General features: G+C 63.4%; 13 protein-coding genes and 1 pseudogene. 10 read left to right on the forward strand and 4 right to left on the reverse strand.

All coding sequences use genetic code 11. The features are described 5' to 3' along the window. Positions 1-40: 40 nt before the first annotated feature. Positions 41-1,015 (reverse strand): sugar-binding transcriptional regulator, encoded by a 975-nt coding sequence (locus tag NKI39_RS04625; protein WP_023676028.1) that lies wholly within the window; start codon positions 1,013-1,015, stop codon positions 41-43. A gap of 226 nt (positions 1,016-1,241) precedes the next feature. On the opposite strand from NKI39_RS04625, the gene NKI39_RS04630 reads away from it, so the two are divergent. The 7 genes and pseudogenes from NKI39_RS04630 (at position 1,242) to NKI39_RS04660 (ending at position 9,723) form a co-directional block, all read left to right on the forward strand. After that, positions 1,242-2,285 (forward strand): substrate-binding domain-containing protein, encoded by a 1,044-nt coding sequence (locus NKI39_RS04630; protein ID WP_352542235.1) that lies wholly within the window; start codon positions 1,242-1,244, stop codon positions 2,283-2,285. Between the two features lie 36 nt (positions 2,286-2,321). Continuing rightward, entirely contained in the window at positions 2,322-3,590 is a 1,269-nt protein-coding gene (locus tag NKI39_RS04635; RefSeq protein ID WP_352502994.1) for an ABC transporter substrate-binding protein, read from the forward strand. Between the two features lie 75 nt (positions 3,591-3,665). Then, positions 3,666-4,511: a carbohydrate ABC transporter permease gene (locus NKI39_RS04640; protein WP_352542237.1), complete on the forward strand. Its 846-nt coding sequence runs from the start codon at positions 3,666-3,668 to the stop codon at positions 4,509-4,511. After that, positions 4,508-5,350 (forward strand): carbohydrate ABC transporter permease, encoded by an 843-nt coding sequence (locus tag NKI39_RS04645; protein ID WP_352502993.1) that lies wholly within the window; start codon positions 4,508-4,510, stop codon positions 5,348-5,350. The genes NKI39_RS04640 and NKI39_RS04645 overlap by 4 nt, the downstream gene beginning before the upstream one ends. A 21-nt stretch (positions 5,351-5,371) precedes the next feature. Next, positions 5,372-6,412 (forward strand): annotated as a pseudogene (locus tag NKI39_RS04650) (ABC transporter ATP-binding protein). A 32-nt stretch (positions 6,413-6,444) separates the two neighbouring features. Continuing rightward, positions 6,445-7,725 carry an amylo-alpha-1,6-glucosidase gene (locus NKI39_RS04655; protein ID WP_352830843.1) on the forward strand — a complete coding sequence of 427 codons (1,281 nt, stop codon included), beginning with the start codon at positions 6,445-6,447 and terminating at the stop codon, positions 7,723-7,725. Positions 7,726-8,331: 606 nt separating this feature from the next. Further along, positions 8,332-9,723, forward strand: a complete 1,392-nt coding sequence (locus NKI39_RS04660) for an FAD-binding oxidoreductase (RefSeq protein ID WP_352502991.1) — start codon at positions 8,332-8,334, stop codon at positions 9,721-9,723. A gap of 35 nt (positions 9,724-9,758) precedes the next feature. Here the strand turns inward: NKI39_RS04660 and NKI39_RS04665 are convergent, their stop codons facing one another. The 3 genes from NKI39_RS04665 to NKI39_RS04675 all read right to left on the reverse strand — a co-directional run bounded on the left by NKI39_RS04665 (position 9,759) and on the right by NKI39_RS04675 (position 12,895). Then, positions 9,759-10,688 carry a pseudouridine-5'-phosphate glycosidase gene (locus tag NKI39_RS04665; protein ID WP_352830845.1) on the reverse strand — a complete coding sequence of 310 codons (930 nt, stop codon included), beginning with the start codon at positions 10,686-10,688 and terminating at the stop codon, positions 9,759-9,761. Positions 10,689-10,700: 12 nt separating this feature from the next. Further along, on the reverse strand, positions 10,701-11,810 hold the full coding sequence (locus NKI39_RS04670) for a carbohydrate kinase (RefSeq protein WP_352542242.1): 1,110 nt from the start codon (positions 11,808-11,810) through the stop codon (positions 10,701-10,703). A 236-nt stretch (positions 11,811-12,046) separates the two neighbouring features. Continuing rightward, on the reverse strand, positions 12,047-12,895 hold the full coding sequence (locus tag NKI39_RS04675) for a MurR/RpiR family transcriptional regulator (protein ID WP_352830847.1): 849 nt from the start codon (positions 12,893-12,895) through the stop codon (positions 12,047-12,049). Positions 12,896-13,082: 187 nt separating this feature from the next. Between NKI39_RS04675 and murA the strand changes: the two genes are divergently transcribed. The 3 genes from murA to murQ all read left to right on the forward strand — a co-directional run bounded on the left by murA (position 13,083) and on the right by murQ (position 16,334). Next, positions 13,083-14,339, forward strand: a complete 1,257-nt coding sequence (gene murA, locus NKI39_RS04680; RefSeq protein WP_352830849.1) for a UDP-N-acetylglucosamine 1-carboxyvinyltransferase — start codon at positions 13,083-13,085, stop codon at positions 14,337-14,339. Then, the gene (locus NKI39_RS04685; RefSeq protein WP_352830851.1) at positions 14,336-15,226 is read left to right on the forward strand and encodes a glucosamine kinase nucleotide-binding domain-containing protein; all 891 of its coding nucleotides are present in this window, start codon (positions 14,336-14,338) and stop codon (positions 15,224-15,226) included. Before murA ends, NKI39_RS04685 begins: the two co-directional genes overlap by 4 nt. 184 nt (positions 15,227-15,410) lie before the next feature. Then, the gene (gene murQ, locus NKI39_RS04690) at positions 15,411-16,334 is read left to right on the forward strand and encodes an N-acetylmuramic acid 6-phosphate etherase (RefSeq protein ID WP_352830940.1); all 924 of its coding nucleotides are present in this window, start codon (positions 15,411-15,413) and stop codon (positions 16,332-16,334) included. Positions 16,335-16,363 lie beyond the last annotated feature (29 nt).

Raw genomic sequence — 16,363 nt, forward strand, 5'->3', positions numbered from 1 at the left:
CTTCTCCTCCACAGGGTAGTTTCAACGAAATGGTTGCCGGCTACCCGACCGGCGTCTGTTCCACGAGCGATCGCGCCGTCCGCTCGTCGGTTATCAAGCCTTTGAGATAACGGCCCTCCAGCACTGACTTGATGGCGCGAACCTTCACCTTGCCGCCGGCGACGGCGACAATCCTGCGGTTGCTGATGTCTTCGCGCGCCAGTGCCAGCGCCCGGTCGGAAAGCGTCGTCGCAACGGCCTTTCCGGCATCGTCGAAGAAATGGCCGAGCAGTTCGCCGACACCGCCGTTGCGGCGGATCTCCTCCATCTCGCCCTTCTCGATCATACCGGTGGCGACAAGCGAGGCCTCACGTTCGGCGGTGCCGATGCCGGCGATGAGCAAGTCGGCGGACTTGGCGAGGTCGAAGACATCGCTGACGCCTTTCTGCCCGAGCAATACTGTTCGATCCTCGACCGTGTTGGCGAACATCGGTACGGGCATCACATAGGCCTCCGCACCGGTGCGTTCGGCGACGCGGTGGATGACGTCATGGGGGTTGGCCGAGAACTTGCGCGTCAGGCCGCCAAGCAGCGAGACGAAACGGATCCTGCCGGCCGATATGCGCGGCAGATATTCCACGCAGGCGGCAAGCGTGCGGCCGTGGCCGACGCCGATCAGCGCCTCTTCGCCGCGTTCGATCTCGCGCTTGAGAAACTGCGCGCCGGCAATGCCGAGCGCCTTGAGCGGCAGGTCTTCGGCATCGAAGTCCGGAACCACCTCGCAGTAGTCGAGGCCGTACCGGCCGGACAACTCATCCTCAAGCTCCACGCATTCTGAGACTTCGCCGTCGATGTAGACTTTGACCAGGCCTTCCTGATTGGCCTTGGTGATCAGGCGATGCGCCTTGAGACTGGTCAGGCCGAGCCGCTTGGCGACCTCCGACTGGGTCAGGCCGCCGGCATAGTGAAGCCAAGCGGCACGGGCGGCCATCCCGGTCTCATCGTCGCGCAGCAGGCCGTTGCCAAAACCAACCATTTTCGCCCTTTGATATTTTTATCAGTTGCTGCAAAATTTTTCACAAGGCGTCGCCCGAGTCAAGCAACCGCTGCGTTTAAATCTCCGGCCAGGAGCTTGCCGGCCGGGGCCGAATTGGGCCGCGCTAACCAACGGGCAAGAAACAACACCGACCATGCGCATTTAAAACGTTTGCAATTTGGATTGGACGCATTACAAACGTTTCAAACTTCGTTCGGGAGAAACGATGCCGGCCCGCGTTACCACCCTCAAGGAACTTGCTGCGCAGCTCGGCCTGTCGATTACCACCGTTTCGCGCGCCCTTGCCGGCCACGTGCAGATCGCCTTGAAAACGCGCCAACGTGTCGCCGAGGCTGCGCATCAGGCCGGCTATGTGCCGAACACCGCAGCCCGCACGCTGGTCTCCGGCCGCAGCGGCTTTGTCGGCATGGTGCTTCCGATCCGCGGCCCCAATCTGGTTGACTCCTTCCTCGGTGAATTCGTCACAGGGCTCGGCGAAGGGCTGGTTTCGCACGGCTCCGACCTGATCCTGGCCGCAGCAGCGCAAGGCCAGTCGGAACTTTCCGTGCTTCGCCATGTCGTCGAATCGGGCCGCGCCGACGGGGTCGTCGTCACCCGCATCGCCGAGATCGACGAGCGGCTTGCCTATCTGCGCCAGCGCAATTTCCCGTTCGTCGCGCATGGCCGGCTGCTCGACGGCGACTTTGCCTACCATTGGCTCGATACCGATGGCGCGCACGCATTCGGCGAGGCCTTCGACATGCTCTACGATCTCGGACACCGCCATTTCGGCCTGGTGACGATTTCCGAGCCGATGACATTTCGCCATCTCAGGCAGGACGGGCTCGCCGCCGCGATCGCCCGCCGGGGCGATCCGTCTGTCAGCCTCGATGTGGCGACGGCGCCGCGTTTCGATCGCGGTGCCCGCATCCAGGCAATCAACCGGCTTCTGCACGCCACCGAGCGGCCGACGGCGATTGTCGCACTGTTCGACGAGCTGGCGCTGACTGTGATGGAAGAGGCGGGGCGCGCCGGACTTGCCATTCCTCGCGACCTTTCGGTGATCGGCTTCGACAACATAGCCGCCTCCGCCTATGCGCCGCCGGGGCTGACCACTTTCGACGCCTCGATCCGCCAGTGCGCGCGCGAGATCGGCGAGATGCTGCTGACCGTCATCGGCGACAGGCCGGACGCGCCACTGACGCGGCTGGTCCGGCCGACACTTGTCTCGCGGGCAAGTCATGGCCCGGCACCCGCAGGACGGAACTGACGCCTTAGCGGCGCACAACCAGGGAGGAAGACGACGATGAATGCGTTGAGGACATTGGCAGGTGCGGTGCTGGCGTTGTCGCTTGCTGCCGGCGCAGCACAAGCCCAGCAGGTGTTGTTCTGGTCGACACAGGCGCGACCAGTGGAAGAGACACAGAAGATGCGCAGCGAAGTGCTGAAGGGGTTTGACGGCCAGGTCGACTATCAGGTCGCCGAGGACGGGCCCTGGCTCACCCGCCTTCAGGCCGAACTGCAGGCCGGCGCCGGCACCATAGGCGTGCTCGGCGGCCTGCACGGAGACTTCTCCACCGTCGGCGCGAACCTTGTCGATCTCTCTGGCGTCGATCTCGGTGGTGTCAAGGTCAACGAGACCTACAAGAAGCTCGGCATGCTCGGCACCGGCGAGCAGAAGTACCTGCCATGGATGCAGGCCACCTTTCTGATGGCGGCCAACAAACAGGCGCTGCAATATCTGCCGGCCGGCACCGATCTCAACACCATCACTTATGACCAACTGATCGAGTGGGCGAAAAACATCGCTGAAAAGACTGGTTCGCCCAAATTCGGTTTTCCGGCCGGCCCGAAAGGGCTGAAGCACCGTTTCTTCGAGGGTTTTCTCCTTCCATCGTATACCGGCTCGATGGTGACGAAGTTCCGCTCGGCGGAGGCCGAGACGGCGTGGAACAAGTTCAAGGAATTGTGGCAATACACCAACCCGAATTCGACCAACTATGCCTTCATGCAGGAGCCGCTGCTGACCGGCGAAGTCTGGGTGGCATTCGATCACGTGGCGCGCCTCGCCGACGCCTTCAACCAGAAACCCGACGAGTTTGTCGCCTTCCCGGCGCCGGCTGGCCCGGCAGGCCGCGGCTACATGCCGGTGGTGGCCGGTGTCGCTATCCCGAAGACCTCGCCTGACATGGACAAGGCCAAGGCGCTGGTCGCCTATATGCTGAAACCGGAAACCCAGATCGCGACGCTGAAGGCGACAAACTTCTTCCCGATCGTCGACGTCAAGCTGCCCGACGACATGCCGGCCTCGGTGAAGGCCTTCAGCCCAGTGATCGCCACCATGACCGGAGCTCCCGATGCGTTGCCGGCGCTGCTGCCGATGGGACTTGGCGGCCTCGGCGGCAAGTTCAATCAGATCTACACCGACAGCTTCGAGCGCATCGTGCTCGGCGGCGAGGATGTGCACGGCGTGCTCGACGAACAGGCGACGGCGCTGAAAGCGATCATCGAACAGGCGAAGGCGCCGTGCTGGGCGCCCGACAAGCCCTCGCAAGGCGCCTGCCCGGTCGATTAAGAATCCTCCCGGGCGTCCGGATTTCCAGCGCGCCGGGCGCCCACCCCTTTTGAAGCTTCGAATAGAGAGCGCTCCATGCACAGCAAGGCCCTGCCCTATCTGCTGCTGACACCGGCGGCGCTGTTCCTCTGCGTCTTCTTCCTCTACCCGTTCGTGTTGGTCGCCTTCGAGGCGTTCACCCGCGACGGCGGCTTTACGCTCGACAATTTCCGCACCATGGCGGGCAGCTGGAAGTTTCCGGTCACTGTCCGCAATACGCTACTGCTGAGCGTCGTCGTCGTGCCGATTCAGTTGGTCATGGCACTGCTGATGGCAACCGCGGTGTCGCGGCTCGAAACCGGACGCAGCGCCGCGCTTTATATCTTCGCCATTCCGCTCGGCATCTCCGATCTCGCTGCCGGGCTGATCTGGCTCGCCATCTTCGACCAGTCCGGCTTCCTGAACACCTTGCTCTCCAATCTCGGCGTCATCGACAGCCCGGTCATGTTCCTCGGCTACCAGAGCAAGCTGACGATCTTCATCGCCGTGGCGCTGGCCGAGATCTGGCGCGCGACCGCCATCATGATGGTCATTCTGGTCGCCGGCATGGGGCTGATCCCCCGGGAATACTACGAGGCGGCGGAGGTTTTTGGCGCTAGCCCGTGGAAGCGCTTCATCAAGATCACGCTGCCTCTGCTGCGCCCAAGCCTGCAGACGGCGATCATCCTGCGCGTCATCCTTGCCTTTGAGGTCTTTGCCGTGGTTGCAGCACTCGGCGGCACCAATCTGCCGGTGCTGATGGGCGAGACCTACAATTGGCAGTTCACGCTGCAGGACCACAATGTCGCCGCCGCCATGGCGCTGTTCATCCTCGCCATCTCGATCGGTTTCACACTGTTCTTCCTGCGTGTGCTGCGTGTGCCGAAGGAGGCGCGGATATGAGCACCGTCGCGGAGCTGTCGATCGCCGCGCCTGCGGCCCGCAAAGCCGGCAACTGGCTGCTGGTCGCAACGGTCATCCTGCTTTGCGTCTGGGTGCTGCTGCCGATCTATCTGCTGATCGTCAACGCGCTGTCGTCGCCGGAAGAGGTGACCGCCTTCCCCAAGCGCTTCTTCCCGTCATTCGATTTCGGCAGCCTTTCTTTCTTCATCAATTTCGCCGGCGTCGCCAAGGCGCTGTGGAACTCCGTTCTCGTCGCCACGCTGACGATGCTCCTCTCGATCGGCTTCGGCGCACCCGCGGGCTACGCACTGTCGCGCTTCGATTTCCCAGGCAAGGAAACGTTCCGTTTCCTCGTGCTGATGACCCGCGCCTTCCCGCTGCCGCTGCTGGCTCTGCCCCTGGCGGTGATGTTCATCCGCACCGGCCTCGACGACACCGCGATCGGGCTGGCGCTGGTCCACACCACGCTGGCGCTGCCGTTTGCGGTGCTGATCACCTTCTCGCTGTTCTCCGGCATTCCCGTCGAGCTGGAGGAGGCGGCCTGGACGCTCGGCTGCACGAGATTGCAGGCATTCCGAAAAGTCATTCTGCCGCTGGCGCTGCCGGGCATCGCGGCGTCCGCGGTGTTTGCCTTCACCATCTCCTGGAACGAGGTGTTTGCCGCCGCCGTGCTCACCATCGAGAACCGGACGCTGACCGCCTTCCTGCTGCAGAGCCTTGGCGAATCGCCGCTCTACCTCAAATTCACCGGCGGTGCTGCCTTGGTTATCCCGGCACTGATCTTCATTTTTGCCGTCCGCAAATATTTGTTCGCCATGTGGGGGATCGCCAATCGATGACGCGCACAAAAGAGAACGCCGATGGCTGAGATCGTCATCAAGCAGGTGGCAAAACGTTTCGGCGGCTTCACCGCGCTGCATTCGATTGACCTGACCATCGCCGACTAGGAATTCATGGTGCTGCTCGGCGCCTCAGGTTGCGGCAAGACCACGCTGCTGAGGATCGTCGCCGGCCTGGAAACGCCAAGCCAGGGCGAAGTCTGGATCGGGGGGCGCCGCGTAGACCATCTGCCGCCGCGCGAACGCGGCATCGCTATGGTGTTCCAGAATTACGCCGTGTTTCCGCACCTGACGGTATTCGAGAATATCGCCTTCGGCCTGCGCATGAAGAAGCTGCCGCAGCAGGAGGTCGACGGGCGCGTCAACCGCACCGCCGAGCTCATGCATATCGAACAGCTTTTGAAGCGCTATTCGGGCCAGCTTTCCGGCGGTCAGCGCCAACGCGTGGCTGTGGCCCGGGCCCTGGCGATGGAGCCTGACGTGATCTTGATGGACGAGCCGCTGTCCAACCTAGACGCGCTGCTGCGGCTCGAAATGCGCGCCGAGCTCAAAGGTGTGCTCGCGGCGTCCAAGACCACCACCATCTACGTTACCCACGACCAGGTCGAGGCGATGAGCCTTGCCGACCGCATCGCCGTCATGCATCAGGGCCGTATCGTCCAGGCCGCCTCGCCGGTAGAGGTCTACCGCAATCCGGCGGCCCGCTTCGTCGGCTCCTTCATCGGCAACCCGCCGATGAATTTCATCCCGGCGACGAAGACGGCCGACGGCAGTTGGACCGTCGCCGGGCTGACGCTGCCCGGCCCCAAATCGGACAAGCAGACGATAGAATTCGCCATTCGCCCCGAGGATGTGGACGCCGGCAACGAAGGTATTAACGCCACCGTGCGCGTTGTCGAGCCGCTCGGACCGCACACGCTGGTCACCTGCGACGTCGAGGGCGGCCTGTTCCGCGCCATCCTCGAATCGAATGCCACGGTCGCCGTCGGCGATCACTTGCGGCTTTCGCCCAAACCTGATCGCATCCGCTGGTTCGATCCCGAAACCACCAACGCCCTTTGATCCCCTTCGATTCTGAAAGTACGAACGCCCCGATGATATCTCTTGCTGTCGACGAAACCATCGCCCGCGCCGTCGAGGTGCTCAGGGAAAATGACCAAGGCACCTACACCATACCGACCAAGGGCCTCTACCCGTTTCAGTGGAACTGGGATTCCTGCCTGACCGCGCTCGGCCTTGCCCACTATGACGAGGCGCGCGCCTGGACCGAGATCGACACGCTGTTCGCCCACCAATGGCCAGACGGCATGGTGCCGCACATCGTCTTCCATGTCTGGAGCGACGGCTATTTCCCCGGGCCGGAGGTCTGGCGAACCAATCGCCCGACTGCCACCTCCGGCATCACCCAGCCGGCGGTCGCCGGCTTTGCCGTGCGCCGCTTGTTCGACCAGGCCAAGGACAACACCCTGGCGGCCGAGCGCGCCCGCGCGCTGTTGCCGAAAATCGACGCCTGGCACCGCTGGTTCTACGAAAATCGCGACCCGGACGGCGAAGGGCTGGTCGCCATAATCCACCCATGGGAGTCCGGCCGCGACAACTCGATCGACTGGGACGAGGCGTTCGAGCGCGTGCCGACCGAAGGCGTCGAGCCCTACACCCGCCGCGACATCCTGCACGCCGATCCGGCGCATCGTCCAACCAAGGCACAGTATGACCGCTATGTCTGGCTGTTGCAGCATTTCCGCGGGCTTGGCTGGGATAATGCCCGGCTGCACGATGCCTCGCCATTCCAGGTCGTCGATCCCGGCTTCAACGCCATCCTGATCCGTTCCGCCGCCGACCTTGCCGATCTCGCCGAGGCACTTGGCGAAACCGAAATCGCAGAAGCCAATCGCGCCCGTGCCGAAAAGGGGCTTTCGGCAATGGAACGGCTGTGGAGCGACGCGCATGGCCAGTACATTTGTTTCGACCGAGTGGCCGGAAAGCATGTTGACAGCGCGTCGGTCGGCGGCATTCTGTCGGTATTTTCGGCCATCCCGGAAACCCGGGCAGCGACCATCGCTGCAACGATCGAGCGCATCGCCGGCAAAACGCGTTACATCGTCCCGTCGCACGATCCTGAGGATGGGCGCTTCGACCCAAAGCGCTACTGGCGCGGCCCGGTCTGGCTGGTGGTCAACTACATGATCGCCGACGGCCTTGCCGCCGCCGGCCACAGCCAAATCGCACAACGCATCACGCAATCCAGTCTCGAGCTGATCGCCGAGAGCGGTTTTGCCGAATATTACGATCCCCTCAGCGGCGAGCCGCTCGGCGGCAATCGCTTCACCTGGACCGCGGCAATGGTGATCGAGTTCCTGAAGGGCAGAGCCTGAACGCTTCCGCCTAGGCCGCCGGCTACCAAAGCCCGTTCTGTCTGCCGAATAACAGTCGACCCCATTTGCGTCTGAGGCATGTCCTGGCCCATCAAAACAGGGCCAAGGCATGCCAATCTTCACCATGCCAGAGCTATAATAATTCTTCACAAACCGCTATCTATACTGCGTCGGGGCGGGGAGAAGCGCGGCTCGCGGCACTTGGCATTCCGGTCTTCGCCTGCACCCCGGATCTGTTTCCGGACATGATGGCGGCGGCACTGCGGCGGGAGGATATCGGCGCCTGGGCGGCGGGAGCCGACATCAAGCTCATTTGCGCCGAGGCTGAGGCGCCTGGGACGCGTGAGTGAGCGTTTTGCCTCGGTCCAGAATACTGGGCCGCCCGCAGGTAAGCGCTTGCGGTCAAAGGTTTGACAAATAGCCGGCCGCGCCTATGGTCGACCTGTTACAGGAGCGACGCATGGCGAAGACAACCGGCTGTATTCTTGGCGGGTTTTCCGCACATTTGCTGAACAGTAGAAATCAGCCACGGCCGCTTTCACAGCCCTCGCCCTTCCCTCTCCCGGCCGCGTCGATGCGCCCGGGCCGTTCATGTCCTTGAGCCACATGTCGCAGAAAATTACCGAGCTTCTGTCGCGGCTGGAAAAGCGGCTGGACAGGTCAGCGATTGTCTCGGCTGAGGAGGCCGGACCACGCTACCGGGAAGACCCCGACGGCAAGGACGGCGCGCCGCCGGCGATCGTCTTGCGTCCACGCACGACCGGCGAGGTGTCGGACATTCTGCGCCTGTGCAACGAGGTCGGGCAAAGGCTCGTCGTCCAGGGTGGCCGCACCGGTCTTGCGGGCGCGGCGCGCATCCAGCGCGGCGAAGCGGTGCTGTCGCTGGAGCGCATGACTTCCGTTGAGGCTATCGACCGCGAGGCGGCGACCATCATCGCCGAGGCCGGCGCGCCGCTGCAAGCGGTGCAGGAAGCCGCCGATGCGGCCGGCTTGCTGTTCGGCGTCGACATCGGAGCGCGCGGCACGGCCACCGTCGGCGGCAATGTCGCCACCAATGCCGGCGGCATCCGTGTGCTGCGCTACGGCATGTACCGGGCGCAGGTGCTTGGGCTGGAAGCGGTGCTTGCCGACGGCAGTATCCTGACCTCGCTCAAGGGTTTGGCGAAGGACAACTCCGGCTACGACCTCAGCCAATTGTTCATCGGCAGCGAAGGCACGCTCGGCGTGGTCACGCGCGCATGCCTGCGGCTGCATCCGAAGCCGGCCACCGAGATCAATGCCTTCTGCGCGCTTGCTTCGCTGGACGCGGCGATCACGTTGCTTGCGCTGCTCAGGCGGAAGCTCGGGCCCTTGCTATCGGCCTATGAGGTGAATTTCGCACCGCTCTATGGCGCCATGATCGCCGGCATGGAGGCGCCGGCGCCGCTGCCGGTCGGCTCGCCCGTCTATGTGCTTGCCGAGATACAGGGCAGCGAGCCCGACCGCGACCGCGAACGTTTTGCCGCGGTGCTGATGCAGGCGGTTGAAGATGGCGTGATCGACGACGTGGTCGTCTCGCAATCGCCGCGCGAATTCCGGGCGCTCTGGGCGGTGCGCGAGGAGGCCAACCGTTTCCTGTTTTCGATGGCAGGCCTGATCGGCGTCGATATCAGCATCCCACTGGCGAGAATGGCGACTTTCCTGGGCGAAACAGAAGCCGTCATCAGGGCCGTCGACCCTGGCGCCGACATCTACGTCTTCGGCCATCTCGGCGATGGCAATCTGCATTATCAGGTTCGCACCGGGGATCCGGCGGCCGCATACGACATCGTCTACCGGCGCGTGGCCGCGGCTGGCGGCGGCGTCTCGGCCGAGCATGGCATCGGCCTGGACAAGAAGGAATGGCTGCACCTTGTGCGCAGCGACGCCGAGATCGCGGCCATGCGGCGCCTGAAAGCAGCCTTCGACCCGAACAACATCCTCAATGCCGGGCGCATCTTCGACCTCGCGCCGGGCTGAAATCGAAGGTGCGTAGCGCTGGCCGGGCGCTGTCTCTATCTGGTCGCGCCCTTCAATTCCGCATGCGCAACCGCGATGCGGGCAGCAAGCGCGGCGTTGTTGCGGACCAGCGCGATGTTGGCCTTCAGGCTGCGGCCTTGCGAAAGCTCATTGATGCGTGCGAGCAGAAACGGCGTCAGTTCCTTGCGCCCGATGCCGCGCTTCTCGGCCTCAGCCACGGCCGCTGCGATCGTGCCGTCGATGAACGCCGGATCGAGCGCGTCCGCTTCGGGAATAGGGTTGGCGACGAGAATGCCGGTGCCGGATTCCATCTCGTCATGCAGCAGCATGGCTCGCGCGATCTCGTCGGGCGTGTCGAGGCGATGATCGGCCTTGAGCCCGCTGGAGCGGGTGTAGAAAGCCGGAAAATCATCGCTCCCATAGGCGATCACCGGCACGCGCTGAGTTTCCAGATATTCCAGCGTCTTCGCAATATCGAGGATCGACTTAACTCCGGCGCAGACCACGGTCGTGCCGGTTTGGCCGAGTTCGGTCAGGTCGGCGGAGATATCGAAAGTGGCTTCGGCGCCGCGATGCACGCCGCCCACGCCGCCGGTCGCAAAAATGCCGATCCCGGCTAACGCGGCGATCCGCATTGTCGCCGAGACGGTGGTTCCGGCCGAGCCGCCGCGCACCATGATGGCGGCGAGATCGCGCCCGGAAGCCTTGACCACGCCCTTTGCCGCTGCCAGCTCTTCCAGCTCACCGTCGTCGAGGCCAACCTTGATCTTGCCGGCGACCACTGCGATCGTGGCGGGCACGGCGCCGTTTTCACGCACCACGGTCTCGACACCACGGGCAGTTTCCAGATTGGCCGGATAGGGCATGCCGTGGGTGATGATCGTCGATTCCAATGCCACCACCGCGCGGCCTTCATCAAGCGCAGCAGCGACTTCATCGTTCAGGTGGACAAGGAAAGGTTTCATATCATCTCGCTTTCAGGCAGGAATGCGGTACATGCCGGCGGCAAGGAAGCGCGGCGACAGATCGGGATGGACGCTGGCTTCGCTCTCGGTGGTCAGTGTGGCAAGCAGCGCGCCGGTGCGCACGGCATGAGCGACCGGCTCACCCGAAAGCACCTTGTACAGTGTGCCGGCGATCATCGCGTCACCGGCGCCGGTGATATCGACGGGCTTGGCCGGGACGGAGTGCATGGTCGTCACACCGCTCTCAGTCGCAACGGCAAATCCATGCGCGCCCACGGTCACGATCACCTCGCCGGCGCCGGCCGCGCGCAGCGCTGCCGCTGCTTCCTCCGGCGTCAGCCGCCTGTCGGCATCCGTCATGCCGAGCATCGTATTGGCCTCGTCATGATTGGTGAACAGAAGATCGATGCCGGTCAGGTCCTTCGGCAGGCGCGCTGATTTCGGCGCCGATACCGTGTCGACGGCGAGCTTGAAGCGCGCACCCTGCTTGCGCGACATCAGTGCTGCGAGGGTCGCGGCCGGCAGATTGCAGTCGATGAACACCCATGTCGCCGAAGCCAGATGCGGCCAGAAGCGGTCGAGATAGGACGACGAAAACAGATCGAAGATCTCCATGTCGGCAATGCCGAGCACGAGGTCGTTGTTGCGGTCGAGGATGGCCGCGTATTCCGCCGTCGGCCGTTCCGTGGTGGTGATGACCTGGCTGACATCGGCGCCGAGGTCGCGCAGATGCCGCACCAGTGAGCGGCCGGTTTCATCGTCGCCGACGATCGAGACGAAGCTTATGTCGACGCCGAGGCGGGCAAGGTTTTCGGCGACGTTGCGGGCAACCCCGCCGAAGCTGCGATAGCCGTCGACCGGGTTCGACGTCTCGAAAATCAGATCCTTCTTGGCGTGGTATTTGCGGTCGAGCACCGCGCCGCCGACGCAGACCATGCGCTTTGACGTCGGCAAGACGTAACCACGGCCGAGAATGTATCCCTTGTTGACGAGTTGCACGATGTGGGCCGCAACCGTCGAGCGGGCAATGCCGAGCGCGGTTGCAATATCCTGCTGGCCGGCGAACGGATTCGCCGCAATGAGGTCGAGAACCGCTTGTTCCTGTGCTCCAATGTCGTCCATCGTCTCACCTGGCCCGCCAAATTCGAGGCTGAATGTACGATATTCTAAACAACAGATGCTCTTGTCAATATTTGTTTGAAGCTGGGCGTTCCAGTCGACTGCCCGCATTTCGGCGACGCCCAGTCAGTCCACTTGGCGACTGTATCGACGTATCGATCGTGCTCACGCTGAAGGTCCGTACGCCGCGGGGATTCCGTCGAAAAACGGGACTCTTTAACACCAGGCCGCGAATACCGCTAAGCCTTCAGCACCGAGACGGCCAATTCGCTGTTGTGGACGTATTCGTTGGCGTCAGGCTGCTTCTGCACGAGCAGGATGAACAGCAGGTCGGTCAGCGTCAGTTGTGCATCACGCGCAGTTATCGATGAAGAGCGCGCGCGCTCTTCATCGGCGATCGTGTGGAGGCGAATGTCGGCAACCCGGCTCAGCGGATTGTCGCGAAGTCCGGTGACGGCGATCACGGTGGTGCCACGTTTGCGGGCAAGTTCAGCTATCCGCAGGGTTTCGATGCTCGCCCCGGAATAGGAGAGCGCGAACAGCACGTCACCTCGTCCAAGCGTCGAGACATTGGCCATTTGCACATGGCTGTCGCTGTCGTGCAGCACGTTGCGGCCGAGTTTCATCAGCTTGTAGGAAAAATCGCGCGCCACCAGCGAGGATGCGCCGACGCCGGCCAAATGAATGCGGCGCGCACCGTTCAACGCTTCGAGGGCCTTGCCGATTTCCTGCTCGGTGTTGGCCGCGACGGTCTGTTGCATCGACAAGAGCTTGCTGCCGATCAGCTTGCGCAGGATGACCAGATAGCTGTCGCCGACCTCGATCGAACCGTGGATCATGCCGGCCGGCACGTGCCATTCCTGCGACTTGGCCTCGCTGACGGCGAGCTTAAGCTCCTGATAGCTGGAATAGCCGAGCTTCTGCCTGAACTTGACGACGCTCGACTGGCTGCGGCCGATCTCGGCGGCAAGCGCCGCCGTCGACAGGCGGAGCATCTGGTCGGGATTATCGACGATATACTGACCGATCTCGCGGTCGCCGGGCGCCATGACTTCGAGCTTGGCCTCGATCTTCTTCAGGACGGACATGCGTTCCCCCATTGCCTGTCATAGACAACGCCAAGCCAAGGAATAAATTATTCCGCCTCTGATTGACAGCCAAGAATGAACCATCAAATCTCGACTGGTGCGGTTGCGGCCCAGCCTTCGGGCATGTCGACGATTCGGACATGAAAAGATCGTAGACTCGCCGACAGCTCGGGATTAGGTCAGAGCCATGGACAAATTGCGGATCGTCGGCGGGCACAGGCTTGAGGGCGCGGTGACGATCTCCGGCGCCAAGAACGCGGCCTTGCCGCAAATAGCGGCGGCGTTGCTCAGCCCCTATCCGCTGCAGCTGACCAACCTGCCTGAGGTGACGGATATCGACAACATGCTTGGCGTCGTCGGCCTTCATGGGGCCGAAGTCACCAGATCGGCGCATGCCGCCACAATCGATACCAGTGCTGCCGCTTCCAGGGAGACAAGCTACGATACCGTCAGGCGCATGCGCGCGACGGTGCTGGTTCTCGGTCCACTGCTTGCCCGCTTCGGCCATGCCCGGGTCTCGCTGCCTGGCGGCTGCGCGATCGGCGCACGGCCGGTCGACATGCATGTCGCCGCACTTGCCGCACTTGGCGCCGATATCGCGATCGAAAACGGACTGATCGTCGCGTCTGCGCCGGGCGGACTGAAAGGCGCGCGCATCGTTTTGAGCTCGCCGTCGGTCGGCGCGACCGAAACGGCGATGATGGCGGCGACGACGGCAAACGGCGAGACCGAGATCCTCAACGCGGCCCGCGAGCCGGAGGTGGCCGATCTTGCCGCCTGCCTGAACGACATGGGCGCGCAGATCGAGGGCGCCGGCACGCACCGCATCCTGATCGGGGGCAGCACAGACTGGCGCGCCGCCACGCACGACATCATCCCGGACCGGATAGAGGCCGGCACCTATGCCGTCGCAGCGGCCGTCACCGGCGGTCAGCTCGAGCTGACCCACGCGCGGCTCGAGCACATGGCATCCATCGTCCAGCTGCTCGAAGCAGCCGGTGTGAAAATATGGCCGGGCGACCGCGGGCTGATCGTGTCGAGAGACGGGCCGCTCAAGGCGGTCGACGTGACGACGGAGCCATATCCGGGCTTTCCGACCGATCTCCAGGCGCAGTTCATGGCGTTGATGTGCTGTGCCGAGGGCGCTTCGCTGTTGCGCGAGACGATCTTCGAGAACCGCTTCATGCATGTGCCTGAACTGATGCGGCTCGGCGCCAATATCAAGCTGCAAGGCACCATGGCGCTGGTGCGCGGAGGCGAGAAGCTGAAGGGCGCGCAAGTGATGGCGACCGACCTGCGCGCCTCCGTCTCGCTGGTGCTGGCAGCGCTGGTGTCGGAGGGCGAGACGACGATCAATCGCGTCTATCATCTCGACCGCGGGTACGAGCAGTTGGACCGCAAGCTCCGGCTGTGCGGTGCCCAGATCGAACGAATAAGGCAATGAGTGCCGGTGGGGCGTCTCCGCATTATTTCCTGGGCGTCGATGGCGGCGGAACCGGCTGCCGGGCGCGTATCGAAGACGAGGCAGGAACCGTGCTCGGGCAAGGCCTGTCGGGCCCGGCGACAACGCGACTCGGTATAGAGGTGGCGTGGGCCTCGATTGCCAAAGCCTTTGGCGCGGCGATCGAAGAGGGAGGGTTCACGGCGGCGGAAATCGCCAGGATCCGCGCGGGTATCGGTGTTGCCGGCATCGGCCGTAAGGGTGCGCTCGAGGCGTTTCATGGCATCGAACAACCCTTTGCGAGCATCGACTTCGTCAGCGACGGCGTCGCGGCTTGCCTTGGCGCGCATTCGGGTCAAGACGGCGCCATCGTCATAGCCGGGACCGGTTCGATCGGGCTCGGCTTTGTCGAAGGGCGCGACCTGCGCGTCGGCGGCTACGGTTTTCCGATTTCCGATGAGGGCAGCGGCGCCGATCTCGGACTGAAGGCAGTGCAGCTTGCCTTGCGAGCCCAGGACAGTCGGCATGAGCGGACGGCGCTGCTGGCCGAGGTGATGCAGCGCTTCAAGGACGATCCGTTCGAGGCGGTGGCCTGGATGGACCGCGCCAGTGCGACTGACTATGCCGCCCTGGCGCCGATGGTGATCCGCCATGCCGATCAGGGCGATCCGGCCGGTCGGCGGATCGTGCAAGGCGCTGCCGAGCAGATCGACACCTTCGTGCGGGTGCTGTTCGAAAAAGGCGCGCCGCGGGTTACGCTGCTCGGAGGGTTGTCCAGCCCGCTTGAGCCATGGCTCGCTCCCGACGTCCGCCGACGGCTGAAGCCGGCCGACGGCGACGCGGTTTCGGGAGCCATAATCCTGGCCAGAAAATCCCTCTGCCGCCAGTGATGCCTTGCTCGCAAGGAATATAATATTCCTACTTTCTGTTGACACAGGGAATATCGAATTCTAAAAAGTTAACGAAACAGAACCGGCGCAGCCGGTACGGAGCCGACGGCCAGGTGCAGGCACTGGACGCCGCTTGCTGTGGGCATCACAGTCCTGCTCGCAGTCGCACTTGAAAGTAAGCGAAGTGGTCGAACAAGGGTTGATGGCGGAGCTGGAGCGGCTGGTTTCCGAGGACCGGAACCCGAAAACCATGGATATCGATCTGTTGCCGACCCTCGAGGTGCTGCGCAAGATCAATGACGAGGACAAAGGCGTTGCGGCAGCCGTCGAGAAGGTCATCCCCGATATTGCTGCGGCCGTGGACCGGATCGTGAGCGCGTTCCAGGACGGTGCACGCCTTGTCTATATGGGGGCTGGCACCAGCGGCCGGCTCGGCGTCCTTGACGCCTCGGAATGCCCGCCGACCTTCGGCGTACCCGAGGACATGGTGGTGGGCCTGATCGCCGGCGGCGTCGACGCGCTGGTGCACTCTGCGGAAGGCGCCGAGGACGATCCGAAACAGGGAATAAAGGCGCTGCAGGACATCAAGCTGACCGCCGACGACGTGGTGGTCGGCATCGCTGTCAGCGGACGCACACCTTATGTCATCGGCGGCCTGACCTATGCCAAGGAGGTGGGAGCCACCACCGTGGCGTTGTCCTGCAATCCTCGATCGACCATTGCCGGCATTGCCGATATTGCCATCTCTCCGGTGGTTGGCCCGGAGGTCCTCACCGGCTCGACCCGGCTGAAATCGGGAACCGCGCAAAAGCTGGTGCTCAATATGCTGTCCACCGCCAGTATGATCCGCATCGGCAAGAGCTATCAGAACCTGATGGTTGACCTCAATCCAAGCAACAAGAAGCTTGTCGCAAGGGCGGTCAGGATCGTGATGCAGACGACCGGCTGCGCGGCACAGCAGGCACGACAGGCACTCGACCAGACCGGCAATGATGTAAAACTGGCAATCCTCGTGACGATCACCGGCATGGGTGTCGAAGAAGCACGTAAGGCGCTTGCCAACGCGGGAGGTTTCCTGCGCAAGGCGATAGGCGAAAAGACGGTGTAAAACCGCATGGATACTGGGCCGATGTTCCG

It is taken from the genome of Mesorhizobium sp. M0664, from assembly GCF_040320565.1.
In the GTDB taxonomy this organism is placed as follows: domain Bacteria; phylum Pseudomonadota; class Alphaproteobacteria; order Rhizobiales; family Rhizobiaceae; genus Mesorhizobium.

What these genes read in the sequence shown, in the direction of transcription:
- NKI39_RS04625 (WP_023676028.1), bottom strand. Translation starts at nt 1,015, where the DNA reads ATGGTTGGTTTTGGCAACGGCCTGCTGCGCGACGATGAGACCGGGATG.
- NKI39_RS04630 (WP_352542235.1), top strand. Translation starts at nt 1,242, where the DNA reads ATGCCGGCCCGCGTTACCACCCTCAAGGAACTTGCTGCGCAGCTCGGC.
- NKI39_RS04635 (WP_352502994.1), top strand. Translation starts at nt 2,322, where the DNA reads ATGAATGCGTTGAGGACATTGGCAGGTGCGGTGCTGGCGTTGTCGCTT.
- NKI39_RS04640 (WP_352542237.1), top strand. Translation starts at nt 3,666, where the DNA reads ATGCACAGCAAGGCCCTGCCCTATCTGCTGCTGACACCGGCGGCGCTG.
- NKI39_RS04645 (WP_352502993.1), top strand. Translation starts at nt 4,508, where the DNA reads ATGAGCACCGTCGCGGAGCTGTCGATCGCCGCGCCTGCGGCCCGCAAA.
- NKI39_RS04655 (WP_352830843.1), top strand. Translation starts at nt 6,445, where the DNA reads ATGATATCTCTTGCTGTCGACGAAACCATCGCCCGCGCCGTCGAGGTG.
- NKI39_RS04660 (WP_352502991.1), top strand. Translation starts at nt 8,332, where the DNA reads ATGTCGCAGAAAATTACCGAGCTTCTGTCGCGGCTGGAAAAGCGGCTG.
- NKI39_RS04665 (WP_352830845.1), bottom strand. Translation starts at nt 10,688, where the DNA reads ATGAAACCTTTCCTTGTCCACCTGAACGATGAAGTCGCTGCTGCGCTT.
- NKI39_RS04670 (WP_352542242.1), bottom strand. Translation starts at nt 11,810, where the DNA reads ATGGACGACATTGGAGCACAGGAACAAGCGGTTCTCGACCTCATTGCG.
- NKI39_RS04675 (WP_352830847.1), bottom strand. Translation starts at nt 12,895, where the DNA reads ATGTCCGTCCTGAAGAAGATCGAGGCCAAGCTCGAAGTCATGGCGCCC.
- murA (WP_352830849.1), top strand. Translation starts at nt 13,083, where the DNA reads ATGGACAAATTGCGGATCGTCGGCGGGCACAGGCTTGAGGGCGCGGTG.
- NKI39_RS04685 (WP_352830851.1), top strand. Translation starts at nt 14,336, where the DNA reads ATGAGTGCCGGTGGGGCGTCTCCGCATTATTTCCTGGGCGTCGATGGC.